This window comes from Pseudomonas sp. CDFA 610 (assembly GCF_021147865.1).
Taxonomy (GTDB): domain Bacteria; phylum Pseudomonadota; class Gammaproteobacteria; order Pseudomonadales; family Pseudomonadaceae; genus Aquipseudomonas; species Aquipseudomonas alliivorans.
On sequence record NZ_JAGTPM010000001.1, the window covers coordinates 402,044 to 423,270 of the forward strand.

The window sequence follows — 21,227 nt, forward strand, 5'->3', positions numbered from 1 at the left end:
CTGGAGTCCGAACGGGCCGCGTCACGGAGAAATGCAATGAAGACGGCTGATCTGCATAACCTGCAAGCCCTGCGCCTGCTGCGTGAGCAGCGCGCCTCTGCTCATCTGGCCACTCAGCGCGAGCGTTGCCGTGAAACCCGCCATCACCTTGATCAGGCCAGAGAAACCTTGCGCCTGCACCGTGAGATGCGCGCACAGGAAGCAGAGCAGGCTTACGGTCTATTCAGCGAAGGTGTTTCAGTGAGTGCCTGGCAGGCAGCTCAAGCGCACCTCAAGCAACTGGATGAAGAGCGCGAGGCGCTGCAGGCCGACGTCAATGCCGCTGCGCTGAACGTTGAAACCGAGGAGCAGGCCCGTGAGCGACTGCGTGTTGAGCACAGGCAGCGCCAACAACAGAGCCGGGCATGGCAAAGCCTGCTTGAACAGCGCCTGAGCCTCGAGACGCGTCTGGGTGAGCAGCGCGACGAAGCCGAGCAGCTGGCGTCAACGAGTGATAACGCCCTGAGCGTCGACGCAGGCAGTGCAGCAGGCGCTGGAGGCGAGCGGTGACGGCTTACGAAACCTCGTTCACTGGCGATGCGCTGTCGGATCTGCCGTCGTTCGACCCCGATGTACTCAGTCTGCACAACCGCCTGCATCGCCGGATGGCCGACTGGCATGGCGTGCTGCGCGGTAAGCCGTTGCGTGTGCGTTGGGCCGGCGAGACGGGCGTCGATCAACCGTGCGTGTCGGTTGCCCTGATGATCGGCCAGGCGACGGTCGAGCTGAGTGTGCCGGAACCGTTATTCGAGCTGTCCGGGATCACCTGGCAACCCGGCTCGGCCATTGATCGCCAGAACGAGGCGCTGTTGCTGGAGCAGGCCTGGCTGGAATGGATCGAACCTCTGGAAGCCGTTCTGGGTGAGCCCTTGCAGGTGATTCCCTGGACCGCGGACTCGACGGCACGTTGCCTCGGTGTCTCGCTGGCGGTGCACATCGCGGACTTCCCGGCAGTGCGTATGGAACTGGGAATGAACAGCGCCGCGGCTGATCACGTCGCCGCTCTGCTGAAGCGCCATGCAGCGCCGGATCAGGATGCGCTGCATGGGCTGAGGCTGGTGATGAGTGCCGAGGCAGGGCGAGCGCCACTTCGCGTGGACGAGTTGCGCAGCCTCACGCCAGGCGATGTGGTGATACTCGATACCTTGCCTGACGAACAGATCCGGCTGTGTATCGGCCAGCACTTCCAGGCTTGTGCACGACGCTCGGGTCATTCGCTTGAGTGGTGCGGGCTATGGCGCGGCGCCGACGCTGACCCCGGCACCGTAATCACTTTCAACAGGAATGATGCAATGAATGAACCTACCGCAACGCCGGATCTGGATGTCTCGCTTGACGCGCTGCCGCTGACGCTTGTCTGCCAGGTGGGCAGTGTCGAACTGACGCTTGAGCAACTGCGCGAAATGGCGCCCGGAACGCTGCTGCCGCTTGCCTCGTCGACTCGGGACGAGGTGGACCTGATGGTCAACGGACGACGCGTAGGGCGTGGCGAGCTGGTGCGCATCGGTGATGGCCTGGGCGTGCGCCTGCTGGGTTTCAATTCGCCATGAACGGCTATCAGCCGAACCTCATCGAGATCATCCTGGTCGTTGCGACCATCGGCCTGATTCCGCTTGCCGTGGTGACACTGACCGGCTTCATGAAGATATCCGTGGTGCTGTTTCTGATTCGCAACGCTCTGGGCGTGCAGCAGACGCCGCCGAATCTGGTGCTGTACGGCATCGCCCTGATCCTTTCGGTCTATGTGACCACGCCCTTGATCGGCGACATGTACCGACAGGTTCAGGGACGCGATCTGAGCCTGCAGAACGTTCAACAACTCGAAGAGCTTGGCAGCGCACTGCGACCACCCTTGCAGGCGCATTTATCGAAATACGCCAACGAGAACGAACGCGGCTTTTTCGTTCAGGCAACCGAAACCATCTGGTCACCCGAAGCGCGCGCCGATCTGCGCGACGATGATCTGGTCGTGCTGATCCCCGCGTTCGTCAGCTCCGAGCTGACCCGTGCGTTCGAGATCGGTTTTCTGTTGTACATCCCGTTTCTGGTGGTCGACCTGCTGGTCTCCAATGTGCTGATGGCGATGGGCATGTCGATGGTCTCGCCGACGCTCATTTCGATACCCCTGAAGATCTTCCTGTTCGTGGCGCTCAGCGGCTGGTCGCGGCTGATGCACGGGTTGATCCTGAGTTACGGAGGCTGATGCCATGGGTCAGGATGTGTTTCTTTCGTTGATGAATCAGGCATTGATGACCGTGCTGCTGCTTTCGGCGCCTGCGCTGGCGGTTGCGATCGTCGTAGGTTTGAGTGTGGGACTGCTGCAGGCACTGACCCAGATCCAGGACCAGACCCTGCCTCAGGTGGTCAAGCTCGTCGGGGTGTTGCTGGTCATTGTGTTTGTCGGTCCCTTGCTGGCCGGGCAGGTGGCGGAACTGGGCAATCAGGTGCTGGACAACTTCGCGCTGTGGACGCGCTGACGCGCCATGGATGCCGAACTGACCAATGCGTTCATCGAGATCGCCTACCCGGTGATCAGCTCTGCATCGCTGGCGGCCTCACGGGCGATGGGGGTGGTGATCATCACACCGGCGTTCAACCGCCTGGGGCTGACCGGGATGATTCGTGGTTGCGTCGCGGTGGCGATATCCGTACCGATGATTTTGCCAGTATTCACTGCATTCACGTCGATGCCCGAACACAGCGGGTTCTTTCTGGCCGGGCTGATGGTTAAGGAATTGCTGATCGGGCTGCTGATCGGGCTGCTGTTCGGCATCCCGTTCTGGGCTGCGGAAGTGGCAGGTGAATTGATCGACCTGCAGCGCGGCTCGACCATGGAGCAACTGGTGGATCCGCTGGGGCAGGGCGAGGCCAGTGTCATGGCCACGCTGTTCACGGTGATGTTGATTGCGCTGTTCTTCATGTCAGGCGGTTTCATCCTGATGGTCGGTGGCTATTACCACAGCTACCAGTTGTGGCCGGTGACCGAATTCACCCCGCTGTTCAGCAGCGTCGCGCTCATGTCGATTCTGGCAATCCTGGATCAGGTGATGCGCATCGGCGTGCTGATGGTCGCACCGCTGCTGGTGGCGATGCTGATTACGGATCTGATGCTGGCGTACCTGTCGAGAATGGCGCCGAGCCTGCATATTTTCGACTTGTCCCTGCCGGTCAAGAACCTGTTTTTTGCGGTGTTGATGGTGGTGTACATCAGCTTCCTGATTCCGGTCATGATCGACCAGCTGGCGCAGTTTCGAGGCACGGTCGAGGTGCTCAAGGGGCTGGCGAGCGAGGCGCCCTGATGGCAGATACCAGCGAAGAGAAAAGCCAGCCAGCCACGGACAAGAAATTGCGTGACGCACGCAAGAAAGGTCAGGTCGCCAAGAGTCAGGATCTGGTGTCCGGCGTCGTCATTCTGCTGTGTACGCTGTGCATTGCCATGCTGTTACCCAAGGCACGTGCTCAGGTCGAGGCGTTGATCGACCTCACGGCGAACATCTATATCGAACCGTTTGCCGACGTCTGGCCACGGCTGCTGGATCATGCCGAGCAAATCGTTCTGGGCATCACCTTGCCGGTGGTCGCCGTTACCGTCGCGGCGGTCATTCTGACCAATATCGTGACCATGCGCGGCGTAGTGTTTTCGGTCGAACCGGTCAAGCCGGACATCAAACGCATCCATCCCGGCGAGGGCTTCAAACGGATTTTCGCCATGCGCAACCTGATCGAATTTCTCAAGGGACTGGTCAAGGTGGTGCTACTGGCGCTGGCGTTCTATATCGTCGGACGACAGGCGTTACAGGCATTGATGGAGTCTTCACGATGTGGTGCCGGCTGCATCGAATCGACCTTTTATCTGGTGCTCAAACCGCTGGTCTTCACCGTGCTGGCGGCCTTTCTGCTGGTCGGTGCGGTGGACGTCATGATGCAGCGCTGGTTGTTTGGACGAGACATGAAAATGAGCCGCAGTGAACAGAAGCGCGAACGCAAGGATGTCGACGGTGATCCGTTGATCAAGCGTGAGCGTCAACGCCAGCGGCGTGAGATGCAGGCGCTTGCAACGAAGCTGGGACTGGGGCGCGCGTCGCTGATGATCGGCATTGGCGGCCACTGGGTGGTCGGTGTGCGTTATGTGCGCGGCGAAACGCCGGTGCCTGTGGTCGTCTGCCGGGGGGCGCCTGACGAATCCGCGGTGTTGCTGACGCAGGCTGCACCGCTGGGCATCGCCGTCTGGGCGGATGCCGGGCTTGCCGAGCAGATCGCCAGGCGCAGCGTGGCCGGTGATCCGGTCCCGGAAAACACCTTTCAGGCGGTGGCCGACGCGCTGGTGGCGCACCGGTTGATCTGACCGGTGTGTCTCCTCAATGCATGGCAGGGCGATATCGGGTGGCGGGCGTGCCGTTGACGACCTTCAGTCGATTGAGGTCGGCATTGATGCGCCATGCCCAGAAATGCGTACCGTCCTGCCGCGATATTTCCAGCGCCTGGGCCAGCACCGTGCGGACGTCTTCCAGCGCATGGGCATGGGGTTGGTCGAGCATCAGTTGCGCCTTGATGCGCATCATCTCGGGGAGATACCAGCGATCATTGCGTTTCACGGCACTGGCCACCAGATCATCGAGCGTTTCCAGTGCCAGCGGTTGCAGCCCTAAAGCGGCGAGGCCCAGCACGTATTCGGTATTGAGCATCGAGTGCAGCGGCGTTTCCACATGGCGACTCAGTTGTTGAAGTGCTTCGCCCAACTGTGGCGTACCTGTTGTCGCATCGCCTTCGCGAATGGTCAGAATGCTTTCGTAGCAGCAGGTCAGCTGACGCCAGACGTGCAGCGGCTGCCGTTCGCTGCTCTGTCTGAGCTGCTCGAGAAACTGCCGTGTCTTGTGCAGGGTGCCAGCGATAAGGGTGGCCGGAATGGCGCTGAACGCCAGCGTGTACCAGATCGTGGCGGGGTGCCCCAGCGCCAGAGCCTGCCTGATGTTGGTGTCCAGCGCGACCATGGCCTGACCGATATTGCCCACCATCAACTGCACCTGCGCCCTGAGCGACTGGGCAGCGATTCGCTGGTCGAAATGCATGTCCACGGCGTAGGACGATGGTGAAAGGGGCGCCCCCAGGGCTTCGTGAGCAGCCTGGCCGGCGGTTTTCATATCGCCCATGTAGAACGCGCTGGTGGCCCGCATGCGTTTGCCCAGCACCTGGCAGTCGGTAATCCGGTGATCCTTGCCCAGCGCCAGAAACTGCAACGCGACCTGTCGGGCCTGTACGTGACGATTGCTGCAAGTGTGGTCGTTCCATTGTCCCCACAGGGCACGCAGCCGGTATTCCGTGTCGTTGAGTGCGTCGGCATCCTCGCTGACCTGTTGCCAGATCTCGCGCATTTTCTGTCCGGCGCCATAGGTGAGCATGAGGATGCTGCCCGATACCGTCAGCAGCCGCATGCGCTGTTGCCGGTCCATCTGCGCCATTTCCACATGGCGAGGCAGGCCATGGTTGACCCAGTCCTGGTATTCGCGCACCAGTGAGAGCCTCATCCACAACGGAGCGCTGCGTAGCGTGAGTTCGACGCCCGTCTGCCGGTCACCCTCCGGGGAGAAGGCCCAGGCGAGGGCGGCGCGTACGGTATCGATCTCAACGGCGTAACGTCGTGTCCAGGCGTCATGGGACAGTCGATCAAGGTCATGCCTGGCTTCGTCCAGCAGGCTCAGGGCCCAGTTGGCATGAGCGCGCGACAGGCGATCCAGGTCATCGAGCTGCACCAGTTTTTCATGCGCGTAGAGTCGGGTCGTCTCCAGCAGCCGAAAGCGTTTGCCCTGGCTGTGATCGAATCGTCCAAGCAGCGACTTGTCCAGCAGACTTTCCAGCATTGGCAGGGTCATGCGCACATCGGGCAAGCCGATATTGACTGTTGCCATAACCCCGTCCAGTGCGAACGAGCCATTGAAAATGGACAATTGTCGCAGCAGTGCCTGCTCATGCTCCGTGAGCATGCTGTAGGTCCAGTCCAATGCTGCGCTTAGAGAGCGCTGTCGGGGCAGGGCGGTGCGGCGTCCGGTCATCTGCAGGCGGAAGCTGCCATCGAGCAGGCCGACCAGTTCATGAATGCCAAACGTCCTGACGCGGGCGGCGGCCAGTTCGATTGCCAACGGATTGCCATCCAGCTTGCGACAGATCGCCGCTACGCTTTGCGTGTCGCGATCATGGAAGACGAAGCCCGGGTCCTGTTCCCTGACCCGGGTAATGAACAGCTCCACACCGGAATACGTGAGTGCCTCGGCTGCGGTCAATGCCTGATGTTCGCCAGGCACCTGCAGGGACGCCAGTTCGTGGACATATTCACCATGCGCCCGCAGCGGCTCGCGACTGGTAACCACTACGCAGCATCGCGTTGTGTTGGACAGCAAGGCTTCGACTGCTGTCGCGGTCTCCTCCAGCACATGCTCGCAGTTATCGAGCACCAGCAACTGCGGGCGCTCTGCCAGCGCCGCAGGGATGTTCTGAAGAAGATGTTCGGTATCTGCGTCAAGGCCCAGCGCGCTGGCGATCATGCCCTGCACCGACCGGGCACCACTGACGGGCGTCAGGTCAAGGACGGTGCGGCTCAGTGACGACTGTGTGGCGAGGTTGTCGGCCAGAGCCAGTGCGACAGTGGTTTTGCCGACCCCGCCGGGGCCGGTGAGCGTCAGCAGTCGCTGAGTCATGAGTTGATCGGCCAGACGACGAATCAGATCGTCTCGGCCACAGACATGGCGGCTGGAGTCTGTGATCGCTGCCACGGGTTCAGGAGGTGGCGCCAGGGTCTGCGGGGCGGTCTGAACGGTCACGTGAGCGGTGAACCGATAACCGCGACCTGGCACGGTTACGATGCAACTGAAGTCTTCATCGTTTTCCAGCGCTCTGCGCAAGGCAACGATCTGAGCGCGAAGGTTGCATTCTTCAACCACTGCCTTTGGCCAGGCCATCGCCAGCAGTTCGGCTTTCTCCAGCAGCTCGCCTGGACGTGAAGCAAGCGCCACCAGCAACGACATGGCGCGACTGCCCAACGGCACCGGTTGTGAGTGTTTGAACAGCAACTGTTGGCGTGGAAGCAGCAGGAAGGCTCCGAAGCGAATGGCTTCCTCGGGCCTGTAGCCATTTTCTGTTTCGATGTCGATCTGTGTAGCCGTACCGCTTGCTTCAAAATCCATGGTTAGACCTGTATCAGAAGTAACAGCAGCGCTTGCGCATCGTGACGGTGTCGATCTGTGCACCGGTCCTGAGAGCAGGTTATGTATTTCCTACCGTTGTGTCGTCATGAACGGCCGAGCTTATAGCATTTGAATCAATTACTTATTACACCAAGGGGTATGGAGCGGCCAAACAGGGGATCGATACGGACATGCGTGACGGGTTTCCTGTCAGGGAAACCATGCAAGAGTGGACAGGGCGCTGCTCGGTAAAATCCCACTCTGTGTTCTGAAAACTGTGCAGCAAGAAATGCGCCGACCTGCAGGCGACCTTCCGGCAATCATTTTTCGTACTGTCATTCGGCTGGGTGGGGCGGCACCTGTCAAAGAACACTCAGGTTGCGCAACAGGGTCTCGCCGTGAGCGTCGCAGGTGGATATAAAGCAAAACACCCTGCAAAAGCATCGCTCTTGCAGGGTGTCGAGGGTGACATATACAGCTCTGCCCGATCAGCTCTGGCAGAGCTTTGCTTCAGGCTTGAATGCCTTACAGCGCCATGTCACTGGCAGGGTTGCTTTCACGCTTCTCTGCAGGCGCGGCAGCAGGTGCAGCAGCTGTTGCCTTGTTCACAGGTGGCGGTGGAGTCAGTTGCAGGGTTTCGGCGGTGTAGGCCCATTCCTGTGCAACGCGATCCGGGTTCTCGTTCAGCTTGGTGCCGTAGCTTGGAACGATCTGGTGCAGTTTTTCCTGCCAGGCCGGTGTCGCTACCTTGTCCTTGAACACTTTCTCAAGCACGCCGAGCATGATCGGAGCAGCGGTCGAAGCGCCTGGCGAAGCACCCAGCAGACCGGCGATGGAGCCGTCCTTGGAAGCAACGATTTCGGTACCCAGTTTCAGGACGCCGCCTTTTTCTTCGTCACGCTTGATGATCTGAACGCGCTGACCGGCCTGCATCAGGCGCCAGTCTTCTTTCTTGGCGTTCGGGAAGTACTGCTGCAGAGCTGCAAAACGGTCGTCATCGGACATCATGACCTGACCCGCCAGGTATTCGATCAGTGGGTACTGAGCGATGCCGACGCGGGTCATTGGCCATACGTTATGCGTGGTGGTGCTGGTCAGCAGGTCCAGGTAGGAGCCGTTTTTCAGGAACTTCGTGGAGAAGGTCGCGAACGGGCCAAACAGGATGACGCGCTTGCCGTCCAGAACACGGGTGTCCAGGTGCGGAACCGACATGGGTGGCGCGCCAGTGGACGCGATACCGTAAGCCTTGCCCATGTGTTGCATGGCCAGGGTAGGGTTCTCGGTTACCAGCCACGAACCGCCGACCGGGAAGCCGCCGTATTCCTTGGCTTCAGGAATGCCCGACTCTTGCAGCAGGTGCAGTGCAGCACCGCCCGCGCCGATGAACAGGAACTTGGCATCGGTCTCGGTTTCGGTACCGTCTTTCAGGTTCTTGTACTTGACGCGCCAGCTGCCGTCGTCGTTGCGGGTGATGTCCTGGACTTCACTCGACAGCTTCAGATCGAAGTTGGGTTTGGTCTGCAGGTTGGCGACGAACTGGCGGGTGATCTCGCCGAAGTTCACGTCGGTGCCAATCGGGCTCCAGGTCACGGCCAGCTTCTGCGCCGGGTCACGACCTTCCATCATCAATGGAACCCACTTCTTGATCTGCTCGTGGTCTTCGGAGTACTGCATGCCGCTGAACAGCGGGCTCGATTGCAGTGCTGCGTAACGCTTGCGCAGGAACTTGATGTTGTCGTCGCCCCACACGAAGCTCATGTGCGGCGTGGAGTTGATGAACGAACGCGGGTTCTTCAGAACGCCGGTCTTGACCTGCCAGGACCAGAATTGACGCGAGATCTGAAACGCTTCGTTGATCTCGATGGCCTTGGAAATGTCGACGTTGCCGTTCTTGTCTTCCGGGGTGTAGTTCAGCTCGGCGAGGGCAGAGTGACCGGTACCGGCGTTGTTCCAGCCGTTGGAGCTTTCTTCGGCAACGCCATCGAGACGCTCGACCATTTCCATCGACCAGCTCGGCTCGAGCTCGTTGAGCCAGACTGCCAGGGTGGCGCTCATGATGCCGCCGCCGACCATCAATACATCTACTTTCTTGGCTTCGGCGGAGTGCGCGGGCATCATCCCGAGCGACATCGCCAGACCCAGAAGGGCCGTGTTCACTTTCTTCAACATGCTGTAATCCATTTGATAAATGCCATCCGCCGGCTGCTCCTGGGAGATCCGGATTCTGCGTATACCGCAACGCATGCGACAAACGCCCGCACCTTCAGGGGCTAGAGGTGGACATACAAGGCCAATACAATACTGCTCAAGACCTCACTTTATGTCCTACTGCGCTGGCTTCTTATCGTCATTGGATTCAGCGTCATGAAGCGACATGTGCTAACGGTGCCACGCAAGATCGGAAACAAATCCCGTCTTCCTGCGCAATGCGCACCTGATCAGCCTGTTCACGGAGTCTTGGACGCCGCATGGGGGTCATGGGGACACGCTCTGAGGCGTTTTTTTGTGCTCGTTCAAAACGGCACACCATGATGCCATATCGGCAAGACGCGGCATTTTCGCATATTGTGAGGTGTCTACGCGAGGTGTTATCTGCACACCGACATGCTTACGTCCGACCAAACGAAACAAGGCGTGTCGAGATTTTATCGTCACGCCTGCCGTTACCTTGAGACTTTGACGGCATTCTGGCCGAAATGCGGCATGGTCGGCCGACCTCGCTCCGCTCCCGACTCGCCACATTCAGGCTCAGCCAGAGTCTTCCAGGTCAACGACGGACGATTGATGAGCATTCCTCATGACTTCAATTAACGCGCGACGGCTAATGCTCCCTGAAACCGGGTGCTAACGTCACTGCGAGTTCGAACCGTGTTTTCCGATCAAGGGTTTCCGAACGTCGTTCGCCCGGAAAACTGCCCGTAAACATCCTGCAACAGCCCCGCTATCCGAGCTTCGATCAAAACGTTGAACTTTCAGTGTGTCAGCCAGTTAAAGACATATGCCAACCATAATGCCAAAACGCTTCTGGTACCTGTCCGACCCGATTGCGCGCTTTGAAGGGAACTGAACCAGCCCTTGCTGCACCACGATGCCCAACACGATAACGCCCGCCACTTCACAGCAGTGACGGCTATGACAAGGTGATTCTGATGAGTGAAACCAAGACGCACAAAGGAACTGTTGCCGACGCGGTGCAGCCTTCGCGACGCAATTTTCTGAAGTTCGGGGCTTCCGGGATCGCTGCCGCGACATTGTCGACCTGGATACCCGCCGACGGGATGCTGCAAGCCGCACCCGTGCCTGCGCCGGTCGTGGTGGAAGACACCGATGCGCCTGGCGTCGGCGAGCACCGCATTCAATTGAACGTGAACGGCCAGACGCACGCGCTCAACGTACCGGCCAATGCCGTCCTCCTTGATGTGTTGCGTGACCGTCTGCAATTGACCGGCACCAAAAAGGGCTGCGATCACGGCCAGTGCGGGGCGTGCACACTGTTGGTCAACGGGGTGGCGATCAATTCCTGCCTGTCGATTGCCATTCAGCACGACGGCGACAGCATCACCACCATCGAAGGCCTCGCCGAAAACGGCAAGCTGCACCCGGTTCAGGAAGCCTTCTGGGAACACGATGCTTATCAGTGCGGGTATTGCACTTCGGGCCAGATCATGAGCGCCGTGGCGATTCTCAACGACCCGAACATTCCCTCCGATGACGCCAGCGTCCGCGAAGCCATGAGCGGCAACATCTGCCGCTGCGGCGCCTACAAGAACATTTTGTCGGCGGTACAGTCGGCGCGCTCGAAGATGCCCAAGGCGGGGGGAACTGTCTGATGAGAACCTTCGATTACGCAAGGGCCACCACGCCTGCACAGGCGGTCAGTACCGTGTCAGGGGAGGGTGAGCGTTTCTATCTGGCCGGCGGCACAACGCTGCTGGACCTGGTCAAGCTGGACATCATGCAACCCGGGCAACTGGTGGATATCAATCACCTGGCGCTCAAGCAGATCGAATCGCTGCCGGACGGCCGTCTGCGCATCGGTGCGCTGGTCAGCAATACCGCGCTGGCCAGCCATCCTCTGGTCCGGGAGCGTTATCCGGTCTTGTCGCAGGCCCTGTTGGCCGGTGCTTCCACGCAACTGCGTAACAAGGCCACTACCGCCGGCAACCTGATGCAGCGCGTGCGTTGCCCGTATTTTCGCGATGGGATTTCGGCCTGCAACAAGCGTGAGCCGGGCTCAGGCTGCGCGGCCATCGGCGGGATGAACCGCAGCGTGCATGCCGTGCTGGGTACCAGCGATCATTGTATCGCCACCCATCCTTCGGACATGTGCGTGGGCATGGCGGCAGTGGGCGCACAAGTCACCGTGCATGGGCCGGGCGGCAGTCGGGACATTCCTTTCACCGACTTCCATTTGCTGCCGGGCAACACGCCTGAACGCGAGCACGCCATAGCACCTCATGAACTGGTCACCCACGTTACCCTGGATGCGCCGCTGTCCGGCAGCCGTTCCGGCTACCTGAAGCTGCGTGACCGCACCTCGTATCAGTTCGCCCTGGCGTCCAGCGCGATCATCGTGGTCACGGAGGGCAAGCGTATTGCCGATGTGCGCATCGCACTGGGCGGCGTTGGCACCAAGCCGTGGCGCGCCGTCGAGGCAGAACGAGCATTGATCGGCCAGCGTGCCGATATGGACACCTTCGCCAAAGTGGCCGCCCTGGCCATGAAAGGCTCCAAAGCCTATGAGCACAACGCCTTCAAGATCCCGCTGGGTGAGCAGGTCATCGTCCGCAATCTTCGTGACCTAACGGCGTAGGAATTTTCCATGAGCGAACAGATCATCGGCATCCCGCAGCGTCGTATCGACGGCGGCAAGAAAGTCAGTGGCGAGGCGCGTTATGCGGCCGACCACCCCATGAAAGACATGCTGTATGCGTATGGCGTCTACAGCACCATCGGCAGTGGCCGGATACTGGCGGTGAACGATCAGGACGCGCGCAACATGCCCGGCGTTGTCGAGATCTTCCATCACGGCCATTTCCCCGAGTTGCACCGCACGCCTGAAAGCGCATTCAGTTTTGCAACACTGTTATCGGCGAGCAAGGCCGATGAGCATCGTTTGCCGTTCGAGGATGACCGGGTCTATTACCCCGGCCAGTTCGTGGCGCTGGTGGTCGCTGAGAGTTTCGAGCAGGCCAGGGCTGCGGCACATCGGATAAAGGTCGATTATCAAGAGAACAAGCCGGTCAAGAACCTGGAGGAAGCGCTGCGCAAAAATGGCGCCCGCGACGGCGGAGCCGGGCATACACGCGGCAATCCGGACGGGGCGTTCCTCGCCGCGAGCAGAAAGGTCGATCAGACCTACACCACGCCGGTCGAAGTGCATAACCCGATGGAAATGCACGCAAGCACCGCATGGTGGCAGGACGGCAAGCTGTACGTTTACGAAAGCACGCAGGGTGTCGTCAACCATCGCAATCTGTTGGCCAACGTATTCGACTTGCCGCCGGACCGCGTCGAGGTGCGTGCGCCGTTCATTGGTTCCGGGTTCGGTGGCAAGCTTTGGCCGTGGCCGCACTCCGTAGCAGCGTGTGCGGCGTCAAAGGTGACGAAGCGTCCGGTCCAGCTGGTATTGCCTCGTGCGCAAATGTTCACCACGGTCGGCCATCGCCCGGAAACCCGGCAACGCCTGCGTCTGGCCAGCGATGCGAACGGCAAGCTGGTCTCGATCCGCCACGAATCCTTCAACAGCACATCGACGCTCGACGATTACACCGAAAGCTGTGGGGGTGTGACCAAGAGTCTGTATGGCTGCGACAACGTGCTGGTCAGCCACCGTATTGCTGCGGTGAACCGCGGCACGCCGACCTCGATGCGTGCACCCGGTGCGGCTCCGGGCCTGTTCGCGTTGGAGTCGGCCATCGATGAATTGGCGCTGGCCAACGGTATGGACCCGCTGGCCTTCCGCAAGCTCAATCTGTCGGACATGGACCAGAGTCAAGGCTTGCCGTGGTCCAGCAACCACTTGCCAGAAGCCATCGACCAGGCCGCTGAACGTTTTGGCTGGCAGGCGCGCAAGGCCGAGGTTGGCTCGATGCGTGACGGCGATGAGGTCATCGGTTACGGCATGGGTGCCTGCAACTGGGAGGCGTTTCAGGTGCCGACGGACGCCCGCGTGATTCTGCGCTCCGACGGCACTGCCCTCGCACAGTGTGGCCTGCAGGATATCGGCACCGGCACGTACACCATCATTGCCCAGACCGTCAGCCAGCTCACCGGCATCCCGATGGAGCGTGTTGAAGTGGAACTGGGCAGCTCATCGTTTCCGGCTGGCCCGGTTTCCGGCGGGTCCTGGGTTACCGCCAGTGTGATGCCGGCGATAGCCGGTGCCACGCGCGAGGCGTTGCAGAAACTCCGTCAGTATTCGGTGGGCAAGAACGCGGCCTTTGCAGGTCAGCAGGCTGATTCGATCAAGTTCGAGAACGGTCAGTTGGTGTCCGGTGAGCAGCGCGTGAGTTTTGTCGACGTCCTCAAAGGCCAGCGTCTGTCACGTGCCGAAGGCGTTTTCCACAGTGGCATGCAGTCGTCCGACAAGTTCTCGTTTCGTTCGTTTGGCGTGCATTTTGTTGAAGTGCGTTGGGATCCGGGCATCTCCAGTCTGCGTGTTTCGCGAGTGGTCAGCGCCATCGACGTCGGCAAGGTGGTCAATCCGCTGGCGGCGCGTAATCAGGTCGAGGGCGCAATCGTCATGGGCATCGGCATGGCCATGTTCGAAGCGGCCGAATACGATCCGCGCACCGGTCTGCCGGTCAACAACAACTACGCCGAGTACGTGGTTCCCGTGCACGCAGACCAGCCCGAAATCGATGTGATTCTGCTCGATTATCCGGATCACAACATCGGTGAGTTCGGCGCGCGTGGAATCGGCGAGATCGGTGTAACCGGCCTGGCTGCCGCCGTGGCTAATGCCGTGTACCACGCCACGGGCAAACGGGTGCGCAATTTGCCCATCACCAAAGAAAAGCTGATGGCAGGGCTGTAGAGATGAAGCAACTTGACTTGCAGGTCATCCAGCAGGCGCGTGACTGGCTGGCGGCAGGCAAACCTGTGTGGCTCTGCACCGTGCTCTCGACCTTCGGTTCCGCTCCGCGCGGGCCGGGGGCGATGCTGGTGGCGTTGAGCAGTGGCGAGCATCGCGGATCGCTGTCCGGCGGCTGTGTGGAGGAAGACTTCCTGGAGCGGTTGACGGCGGGGCAGTTCGAGCCGGTCAACCAGATCGTGCGCTATGGGGAGGGCGGTCTGGCACCGACCCTGGCGCTGCCATGTGGCGGCGTGCTGGATGTGCTGGTCGAATGCATGACGCCCAGCCCTGAAACCGACCGGCATCTGGCCGCAGTGGAGCAGGCCCTCGCCGGACGCACGCTGATCGGCCGCGAGGTCATGCTGGGCGGTGTAGAGCGCAATACAGGTTTGGCTTCACTGGGCGAATCGCGGGTGCAGGTCGAGGGCGAGCGCATCAGCATTCGCATGGGGGCGGTCTATCGCGTGCTCCTGGCTGGCTTGTCGCCGGTGGCCGAGTTCTGCGCCAGTTTCGCGGTCGCCATGGGCTATGAAGTCATCGTCTGTGATCCTCGTACCGACGTGACGGCCGGTTTCTCGATGCCCGGGGTCGAAGTTCGCGATGTGTTGCCTGCGGTGTTCATTGCCGAAGGCGGTTGCCACGCCTCGACGGCCGTGCTGGCCCTGACTCATGACCCGAAGCTGGATGACCTGACCATGCTTGAAGCCGTGCGGACCGAGGCGTTTTACATCGGCGCCATGGGCTCGATGCGCACCAGCAGCAGGCGCAAGGAGCGGCTGGCGCGGATTGGCGGACTGGATGACGAGGCACTGGCGCGGATTCATGCTCCGATCGGCCTCAATCTGGGCAGCAAGACACCGGCTGAAATCGCCATTGCAGTCATGGCAGATATCCTGCGGGTGGCCAACGGGATCAGCCGTCAGCAGCTTTGACGAACGTCTGACAGGCGAGCGCCAATGCCGCACGCGTGTCTGCATCGCGCAGGATGCCGGGATCTTCACAGACCAGTACGTCGCAGCGCTCGGGATGGCTTTTGATGATCGATTTTGCACCTTGATCGCCTTCAAGGTTCAGCAATAACGGCCAGAACTCGCGCCCGATGATCACCGGGTGGCCGCGTTGTCCATCGTGGCCGGGCAGGGCGATGCGTCGTGGATCGGCCATGCTGGCCAGGCTTTGCAGCGTGGCGGGCTGTATCCAGGGCATGTCTGCCAACAGCACGGCGACTGCGTCGGCGCTGGATGGCATGAGCGCCGCGATGCCACTGGCCAGGCTGTGGCCCATCCCCAAATCCGCCTGCGGGCTGCGTACCACGTTTACTTCCTGCGCAACGCCCAGCAGTTCAGTGTCATCTTCCTCTCTCAATACCACCCACACCTCATTGAATACGTGCAGGGCATTCTCAATGCTTGCGCGCAGCAAGGTACGGCCGCAGGGCAGAGTGGCGAGACGTTTGTCACCGTCGAAACGACGGCTGCGACCTGCGGCAAGGAGCAGGGCGAACACTTGGGGAATTGGGCTGTCTATGCTGGTCAATCCGAAGCCTTTTGAAAAAGGTGAAGGGAACAGGGCCGGTTCGTCATCCACTCAGACACACGATGACCTACGCGTGAGACACGCACAATGCCTGATTCCGCTGCCTTTTTGCAGTGACAAGATTTACATTTTCGAGGGTTTCACGTGGACAATCATATTCGCCCGGTCGAGATGGAAAAGGCCTACCGTCTGCTCAATCACGGTCCTACCGTGCTGGTCTCATCCGCTTACGAAGGCGTTCACAACGTCATGGCTGCAGCCTGGGCCTGTGCGCTGGATTTCTCGCCGCCGAAGGTGACGCTGGTCATCGACAAGATGACCAAAACGCGCAGTCTGGTGGAAAACAGCGGTTACTTTGCCTTGCAAGTGCCTAATCGCGACCAGTTGGACCTGACCTTCGAAGTGGGTACTCAGAGCCTCATCTTCACCCCGAACAAGCTGGAAAAGGCCGGTGCCGAACTGTTCCGCATCGAAGGGCACGACACGCCGTTGGTCGCCGGGTGCTCCGCCTGGCTGATCTGCAAAGTCATTCCGGAACCGCATAATGAGCAGACCTACGACCTGTTCATCGCCGAAGTCGTCGGTGCCTGGGCGGATACCCGCGTGTTCCGTGACGGGCACTGGGCATTCGAAACCGCCGACCCGAAATGGCGCAGCCTGCACTACGTGGCAGGTGGGCATTTCTACACCATTGGCGACGCTGCGGTGGTAGAGACAGAGGCGGAGTGAGCGTTGAGGCTGTAACGGGGACGCTCCGTGTCCGTTACAGGCACTGATGTAGCTACGAGCGTCACGATCAGTGACGATCGCGCCACACGGTCTGAGCATTGGTGAATTCACGCACGCCAAAGTGCGAGAGCTCACGTCCGTAGCCGCTTTTCTTCACGCCGCCAAAGGTCACGCGCGGGTCTGAGGCGCTGTAGCCGTTGATGAATACGCCGCCGGTGTCCAGTTCGTCCGCCAGTTGCTCAGCCAGTTCCAGATTGCGGGTGTAAACGGTGGCGGTCAGGCCGAAGTCGCTGTCGTTGGCCAGTTCCAGCGCATGCCGGGCGTCGCGAGCGGTGATGACCGAGGCGACCGGGCCGAACAGCTCTTGCTTGAACGAGGTCATCTGGTCGGTCACATCGCCCAGCACAGTAGGCGCATAGAAGTTGCCCTGACCTGCGATTCGTTCACCGCCCAACAGCAACGTTGCACCTTCGGCCAGCGTGGCCTGAACCTGCGCATCCAGTTCGTCACGCAGGTCGAAGCGTGCCATCGGGCCGATATAGGTTTCGCTCGACAACGGATCGCCTATTGCAAGCTTGCGCGTTTCCTCAACGAATCGGCGGGTGAATTCCTCCACAACACCGTCTTCGATAATCAGCCGTTTGGCCGCTGCACACACCTGCCCGGTATTCTGGAAACGACCGATGACCGCAGCCTTCACGGCCTGATCCAGATCCGCGTCTTTGAGCACGATGAATGGGTCGGAGCCGCCGAGTTCGAGCACACTCTTCTTGAGCGCAGCCCCTGCCTGCGCACCAATGGCCTGACCGGCGCGCACGCTGCCGGTCAGGGTGACTGCGGCAATGCGTGGATCGGCAATGGCCCTGGAGACGCCATCCTGAGTTGCGTTGATCACTTCGAACACACCCTCGGGAAAACCGGCGCGCTTGAATGCGTCGAGCATCAGGTAAGCGCAGCCCATCACGTTAGGTGCATGCTTGAGCACATAGGTGTTGCCGGCCAGCAAGGTCGGCACCGCGCCGCGCAGCACCTGCCAGATCGGGAAGTTCCACGGCATGACCGCAAGGATCGGGCCGAGCGGGCGATACTCGATGCGGGCCTTGTCGTTTTCGACAAGGGTCGGCTCGGCCGCCAGCATCGCGGGGCCTTGCGCTGCGTACCAGTCGCACAACTGGGCACATTTCTCGACTTCGCCCAGCGCCTGTTTGATGGGCTTGCCCATCTCCTGGCTGATCATCTGTGCGATGGCATTCGCGTCTTCACGCAACGTCTTGCCCAGCGCAATGATCAACCGCGCACGCTCGTCGATGGTTGTGCGCTTCCAGACCGAAAAGCTTGCCGCAGCGCGGGCAAGACTGTTTTCAAGCTCCGCATCGGAGGCAAACGGATAATGACCGATCTCTTCGCCGGTGGCGGGATTGGTCGAAATTGCATGGGTCTTGCTGGAAATAGCAGTCATGGCGCCATCCTGTTCAGGTGGGAATGGAACCAGAATAAGCCCGTGACATACTTTGTGAAACTGAATAATACTGAGCGTATCTTTCACATTTGGAGAATGATGTGGATCTGGTTCAATTGGAGATATTCAAGGCGGTTGCCGAGCACGGCAGCATCAGTGCGGCTGCGCAGCATATCCATCGGGTGCCTTCCAACCTGACCACGCGCATCAAGCAACTCGAGCAGGACCTGGGCGTCGAGCTGTTCATCCGGGAAAAGCTCCGGCTGCGGCTGTCGCCTGCCGGCTGGAATTTTCTCGATTATGCGCGGCGGATTCTGGACCTGGTCCAGGAGGCGCGGTTGTCTGTGTCCGGCGAAGAGCCGCAAGGCCCGTTTGCTCTCGGCTCGCTGGAAAGTACCGCGGCTGTGCGGATTCCAGCGTTGCTGGCGGCCTATAACCAGCAGTACGCCAAGGTCGAACTGGACCTGAGTACCGGCCCATCCGGCACCATGATCGATGGCGTACTGGCTGGCCGACTGGTCGCGGCATTCGTTGACGGTCCGGTGCTGCACCCGTCACTGGAAGGCATGCCAGTCTTCGAAGAGGAAATGGTGGTGATCGCGCCGCTGCAGCATGCGCCGGTGACCCGAGGACGGGACGTGAACGGGGAGAGCATCTACGCCTTTCGTGCGAACTGTTCTTACCGGCATCATTTCGAACGTTGGTTCACCGAGGACGCTGCCGTGCCGGGCAAGATTCACGAGATGGAGTCTTATCACGGCATGCTGGCCTGCGTCAGCGCCGGCGCGGGTCTGGCGCTGATGCCGCGCAGCATGCTGGAAAGCATGCCCGGTTGCAGCACGGTCAGCATCTGGCCGCTGTCCGAGGCCTTTCGTTACCTGCAGACCTGGTTGATCTGGCGCCGCGGCACGGAGTCGCGCAGCCTGACGCGCTTCATCGAGCTGGTTCAGACGCAGGGTGAGTCGCTCAAGACCGCTTGAGCGACTCACCGGTTTACGCCTTCGAAAGCCTGTCGGCGATGGCGTGCCCCACGTCCTGCGTCGAGCATTTGCCGCCCAGATCCGGGGTGATATTTCCGCTGGCGATCACCTGCTCGATGGCGCCGACAATCTCGTTGTGCGCTGCGGTGAATCGCTCGTCGCCCTGACCCAGAAACTCCAGCATCAGTGCGCCCGACCAGATCATGGCAATCGGGTTGGCGATGTTCTTGCCGAAGATGTCCGGGGCCGAACCGTGGACCGGCTCGAACAGCGACGGAAAATGGCGTTCCGGGTTGAGGTTGGCCGACGGTGCGATGCCGATGGTGCCGGCACAGGCCGGACCGAGATCGCTGAGGATATCGCCGAACAGGTTGGACGCGACAACCACGTCGAAGCGTTCCGGTTGCAGCACGAAGCGTGCGCACAGGATATCGATGTGCTGTCGGTCCCAGCTGATCGCCGGGTAGCGGCTGGCCATGGCTTCAGTGCGCTTGTCCCAGTACGGCATGCTGATCGCCATGCCGTTGGATTTGGTCGCCGACGTCACGTGCTTGCGTTCACGTTTGCCGGCCAGTTCGAAGGCGTATTTGAGAATCCGGTCGACACCACGGCGGGTGAATACCGATTCCTGCAGGACGAATTCGTTTTCGGTGTTCTCGAACATGATGCCGCCCAGAGAGGAATATTCGCCCTCGGTGTTTTCCCGCACCACAATGAAATCGATGTCGCCCGGCTGTCGGTTGGCCAGCGGGCAAGGCACGCCGGGGAACAGGCGCACCGGACGGATGTTGGCGTACTGGTCGAACTCGCGGCGAAATTTGAGCAGCGAGCCCCACAGTGAAACGTGGTCTGGCACTTTGTCCGGCCAGCCCACGGCGCCGAAGAAAATCGAATCGAAGCCTTTGAGTTGTTCGAACCAGTCGTCCGGCATCATCTTGCCGTGTTCAAGGTAGTAGTCGCAGCTGGCCCATTCGAAGTATTCGAACTCAAGCTCGATGCCATGGCGAGCGGCAGCGGCCTGGACGACCCGTACGCCTTCGGGTAGCACTTCCTGGCCAATGCCGTCTCCGGCGATGGCCGCGATGCGCAGTTTCTTGTTGTTCATGGCAAGGCTCTCTCTGTGGATGGGTTGCTCGTGTGGCTTATGCTATAAGCACACGAAATAAAGATAATTAGCTGCTTAATGCATTCAAGGAACACGGTTCGTGAATAATTACCCCAGTCTTGATGACCTGAATGTGTTTATCCATGTGGCACGACGTTCCAGCTTTGTCGGCGCGGCGAACGAGCTGAGCATGTCTGCGGCTTACGTGAGCAAACGCATTCGTTTGCTGGAACAGGGCATGGGCGTGGCGCTGTTGCATCGCTCGACGCGTCAGGTGTCGATCACCGAAGACGGCGAGCGGGTCTATGAGTGGGCCAAGGGTATTCTGGAGTCGGTGCAGCAGATGGGCGACGAAGTCGCTGCGTTGCACGACGAGCCCAGTGGCCTGCTGCGCGTGGTCAGCAGCCAGGGCTTTGGTCGGCGATTCGTGGCACCCGCGCTGTCGGAGCTGGCTGCGCGCTACCCGAAGCTGGATATCCGTCTGGACATTCAGGACCGGTTGATCGACCTGATCGAGGAGGGCGTCGATCTGGACATCCGGGTCGGCAACGAAATCGCTCCGCACCTGCGTGCCCGGCATCTGACGAGCAACTGGCGGGTGTTGTGTGCCAGCCCGGTCTATCTTGCACAACGCGGCGCGCCGATGAGTCTGGCGGAATTGACCAACCATGACTGTCTGGTGATCAAGGAGCGAGATCGCCCCTTCGGCATCTGGCACTTGAACGGACCGCAGGGGGCGGAAACGGTAAAGGTCACCGGCAGTCTGTCGACCAATCATGGCGAGATTGCCCGGCAGTGGTGCCTTGATGGAAGAGGCGTGTTACTGCGCTCGCTTTGGGACGTGCGCGATGATCTGGCCGAGGGGCGGCTGGTTCGGGTATTGGCAGATTATCGTCAGGACGCGGATATCTGGGCGGTGTACACCTCGCCGCTCATGCGCTCGGCCAAGGTGAGGGTCACGGTGGAGTTTCTGCGTGAGTTTCTGGCGCAGGGCCAAGTCGGGGTGGGTAAGCAGTAGTTGGCCGCGTCGCCCTGCCGGCGACGGCAGCAGCTCAGTCGCTGATGAGGCGTCCGGGAAGCCGATTCGACGGCAAGCCGCCTCCCATAAAAGCGTACGTTTTCA

18 protein-coding genes are annotated in these 21,227 nt (G+C 60.5%); 13 read left to right on the forward strand and 5 right to left on the reverse strand.

What is annotated here, in order from left to right; genetic code table 11:
• The first annotated feature begins 36 nt into the window (after positions 1-36).
• Genes KDX39_RS01850 through KDX39_RS01875 form a run of 6 tightly spaced genes read left to right on the forward strand, consistent with a single transcriptional unit; the run spans position 37 to position 4,384 of the window.
• Positions 37-549 carry a hypothetical protein gene (locus KDX39_RS01850; RefSeq protein WP_231659156.1) on the forward strand — a complete coding sequence of 171 codons (513 nt, stop codon included), beginning with the start codon at positions 37-39 and terminating at the stop codon, positions 547-549.
• The gene (gene sctQ, locus KDX39_RS01855; protein WP_231659157.1) at positions 546-1,589 is read left to right on the forward strand and encodes a type III secretion system cytoplasmic ring protein SctQ; all 1,044 of its coding nucleotides are present in this window, start codon (positions 546-548) and stop codon (positions 1,587-1,589) included. Before KDX39_RS01850 ends, sctQ begins: the two co-directional genes overlap by 4 nt.
• Positions 1,586-2,242: a type III secretion system export apparatus subunit SctR gene (gene sctR, locus KDX39_RS01860; RefSeq protein WP_004886393.1), complete on the forward strand. Its 657-nt coding sequence runs from the start codon at positions 1,586-1,588 to the stop codon at positions 2,240-2,242. Before sctQ ends, sctR begins: the two co-directional genes overlap by 4 nt.
• Positions 2,243-2,246: 4 nt before the next feature.
• On the forward strand, positions 2,247-2,516 hold the full coding sequence (locus KDX39_RS01865) for an EscS/YscS/HrcS family type III secretion system export apparatus protein (RefSeq protein ID WP_099230275.1): 270 nt from the start codon (positions 2,247-2,249) through the stop codon (positions 2,514-2,516).
• A gap of 6 nt (positions 2,517-2,522) precedes the next feature.
• Positions 2,523-3,338: a type III secretion system export apparatus subunit SctT gene (sctT, locus tag KDX39_RS01870; protein WP_099230277.1), complete on the forward strand. Its 816-nt coding sequence runs from the start codon at positions 2,523-2,525 to the stop codon at positions 3,336-3,338.
• Entirely contained in the window at positions 3,338-4,384 is a 1,047-nt protein-coding gene (locus KDX39_RS01875) for an EscU/YscU/HrcU family type III secretion system export apparatus switch protein (protein ID WP_231659160.1), read from the forward strand. Before sctT ends, KDX39_RS01875 begins: the two co-directional genes overlap by 1 nt.
• Before the next feature lie 13 nt (positions 4,385-4,397).
• Here the strand turns inward: KDX39_RS01875 and KDX39_RS01880 are convergent, their stop codons facing one another.
• Together KDX39_RS01880 and mqo are read right to left on the reverse strand one after the other, a co-directional pair.
• Positions 4,398-7,217 (reverse strand): ATP-binding protein, encoded by a 2,820-nt coding sequence (locus KDX39_RS01880; protein WP_231659161.1) that lies wholly within the window; start codon positions 7,215-7,217, stop codon positions 4,398-4,400.
• 525 nt (positions 7,218-7,742) lie between these two features.
• Entirely contained in the window at positions 7,743-9,386 is a 1,644-nt protein-coding gene (mqo, locus tag KDX39_RS01885) for a malate dehydrogenase (quinone) (RefSeq protein WP_180274433.1), read from the reverse strand.
• A gap of 980 nt (positions 9,387-10,366) precedes the next feature.
• On the opposite strand from mqo, the gene KDX39_RS01890 reads away from it, so the two are divergent.
• From KDX39_RS01890 to KDX39_RS01905, 4 genes are read left to right on the forward strand one after another with little or no spacing between them, the layout of a single operon-like run.
• Positions 10,367-11,047 carry a (2Fe-2S)-binding protein gene (locus KDX39_RS01890; RefSeq protein ID WP_231659162.1) on the forward strand — a complete coding sequence of 227 codons (681 nt, stop codon included), beginning with the start codon at positions 10,367-10,369 and terminating at the stop codon, positions 11,045-11,047.
• Positions 11,047-12,030: an FAD binding domain-containing protein gene (locus KDX39_RS01895; protein ID WP_231659163.1), complete on the forward strand. Its 984-nt coding sequence runs from the start codon at positions 11,047-11,049 to the stop codon at positions 12,028-12,030. Before KDX39_RS01890 ends, KDX39_RS01895 begins: the two co-directional genes overlap by 1 nt.
• Before the next feature lie 9 nt (positions 12,031-12,039).
• Positions 12,040-14,256, forward strand: a complete 2,217-nt coding sequence (locus KDX39_RS01900) for a xanthine dehydrogenase family protein molybdopterin-binding subunit (protein WP_231659164.1) — start codon at positions 12,040-12,042, stop codon at positions 14,254-14,256.
• Between the two features lie 2 nt (positions 14,257-14,258).
• A complete protein-coding gene (locus KDX39_RS01905; RefSeq protein WP_231659165.1) occupies positions 14,259-15,227 on the forward strand; it encodes an XdhC family protein in 969 nt (322 codons plus the stop codon).
• Here KDX39_RS01905 and KDX39_RS01910 read toward each other — a convergent pair.
• Positions 15,208-15,831 (reverse strand): nucleotidyltransferase family protein, encoded by a 624-nt coding sequence (locus KDX39_RS01910; protein WP_210041287.1) that lies wholly within the window; start codon positions 15,829-15,831, stop codon positions 15,208-15,210. The genes KDX39_RS01905 and KDX39_RS01910 overlap by 20 nt on opposite strands.
• 144 nt (positions 15,832-15,975) lie before the next feature.
• Between KDX39_RS01910 and KDX39_RS01915 the strand changes: the two genes are divergently transcribed.
• Positions 15,976-16,560 (forward strand): flavin reductase family protein, encoded by a 585-nt coding sequence (locus tag KDX39_RS01915; protein ID WP_210041289.1) that lies wholly within the window; start codon positions 15,976-15,978, stop codon positions 16,558-16,560.
• 67 nt (positions 16,561-16,627) lie between these two features.
• Here KDX39_RS01915 and KDX39_RS01920 read toward each other — a convergent pair whose 3' ends face one another.
• Positions 16,628-18,019, reverse strand: a complete 1,392-nt coding sequence (locus KDX39_RS01920; RefSeq protein WP_231659166.1) for an aldehyde dehydrogenase family protein — start codon at positions 18,017-18,019, stop codon at positions 16,628-16,630.
• A 101-nt stretch (positions 18,020-18,120) separates the two neighbouring features.
• On the opposite strand from KDX39_RS01920, the gene ptrR reads away from it, so the two are divergent.
• Positions 18,121-18,999, forward strand: coding sequence for a putrescine utilization regulator PtrR (gene ptrR, locus KDX39_RS01925; protein ID WP_184322896.1), 879 nt, complete (start codon positions 18,121-18,123; stop codon positions 18,997-18,999).
• A 13-nt stretch (positions 19,000-19,012) separates the two neighbouring features.
• Here ptrR and KDX39_RS01930 read toward each other — a convergent pair whose 3' ends face one another.
• On the reverse strand, positions 19,013-20,104 hold the full coding sequence (locus KDX39_RS01930) for a tartrate dehydrogenase (protein ID WP_231659167.1): 1,092 nt from the start codon (positions 20,102-20,104) through the stop codon (positions 19,013-19,015).
• Between the two features lie 100 nt (positions 20,105-20,204).
• Between KDX39_RS01930 and KDX39_RS01935 the strand changes: the two genes are divergently transcribed.
• Positions 20,205-21,122 (forward strand): LysR substrate-binding domain-containing protein, encoded by a 918-nt coding sequence (locus tag KDX39_RS01935; RefSeq protein ID WP_231659168.1) that lies wholly within the window; start codon positions 20,205-20,207, stop codon positions 21,120-21,122.
• Positions 21,123-21,227 lie beyond the last annotated feature (105 nt).

Excerpts from the sequence above, each read along its gene's own strand:
- KDX39_RS01880 (WP_231659161.1), bottom strand. The coding sequence starts at position 7,217 with ATGGATTTTGAAGCAAGCGGTACGGCTACACAGATCGACATCGAAACA.
- sctR (WP_004886393.1), top strand. The coding sequence starts at position 1,586 with ATGAACGGCTATCAGCCGAACCTCATCGAGATCATCCTGGTCGTTGCG.
- KDX39_RS01920 (WP_231659166.1), bottom strand. The coding sequence starts at position 18,019 with ATGACTGCTATTTCCAGCAAGACCCATGCAATTTCGACCAATCCCGCC.
- KDX39_RS01900 (WP_231659164.1), top strand. The coding sequence starts at position 12,040 with ATGAGCGAACAGATCATCGGCATCCCGCAGCGTCGTATCGACGGCGGC.
- mqo (WP_180274433.1), bottom strand. The coding sequence starts at position 9,386 with ATGTTGAAGAAAGTGAACACGGCCCTTCTGGGTCTGGCGATGTCGCTC.
- KDX39_RS01930 (WP_231659167.1), bottom strand. The coding sequence starts at position 20,104 with ATGAACAACAAGAAACTGCGCATCGCGGCCATCGCCGGAGACGGCATT.
- sctT (WP_099230277.1), top strand. The coding sequence starts at position 2,523 with ATGGATGCCGAACTGACCAATGCGTTCATCGAGATCGCCTACCCGGTG.
- KDX39_RS01895 (WP_231659163.1), top strand. The coding sequence starts at position 11,047 with ATGAGAACCTTCGATTACGCAAGGGCCACCACGCCTGCACAGGCGGTC.
- KDX39_RS01875 (WP_231659160.1), top strand. The coding sequence starts at position 3,338 with ATGGCAGATACCAGCGAAGAGAAAAGCCAGCCAGCCACGGACAAGAAA.
- KDX39_RS01890 (WP_231659162.1), top strand. The coding sequence starts at position 10,367 with ATGAGTGAAACCAAGACGCACAAAGGAACTGTTGCCGACGCGGTGCAG.
- KDX39_RS01865 (WP_099230275.1), top strand. The coding sequence starts at position 2,247 with ATGGGTCAGGATGTGTTTCTTTCGTTGATGAATCAGGCATTGATGACC.
- KDX39_RS01905 (WP_231659165.1), top strand. The coding sequence starts at position 14,259 with ATGAAGCAACTTGACTTGCAGGTCATCCAGCAGGCGCGTGACTGGCTG.
- KDX39_RS01850 (WP_231659156.1), top strand. The coding sequence starts at position 37 with ATGAAGACGGCTGATCTGCATAACCTGCAAGCCCTGCGCCTGCTGCGT.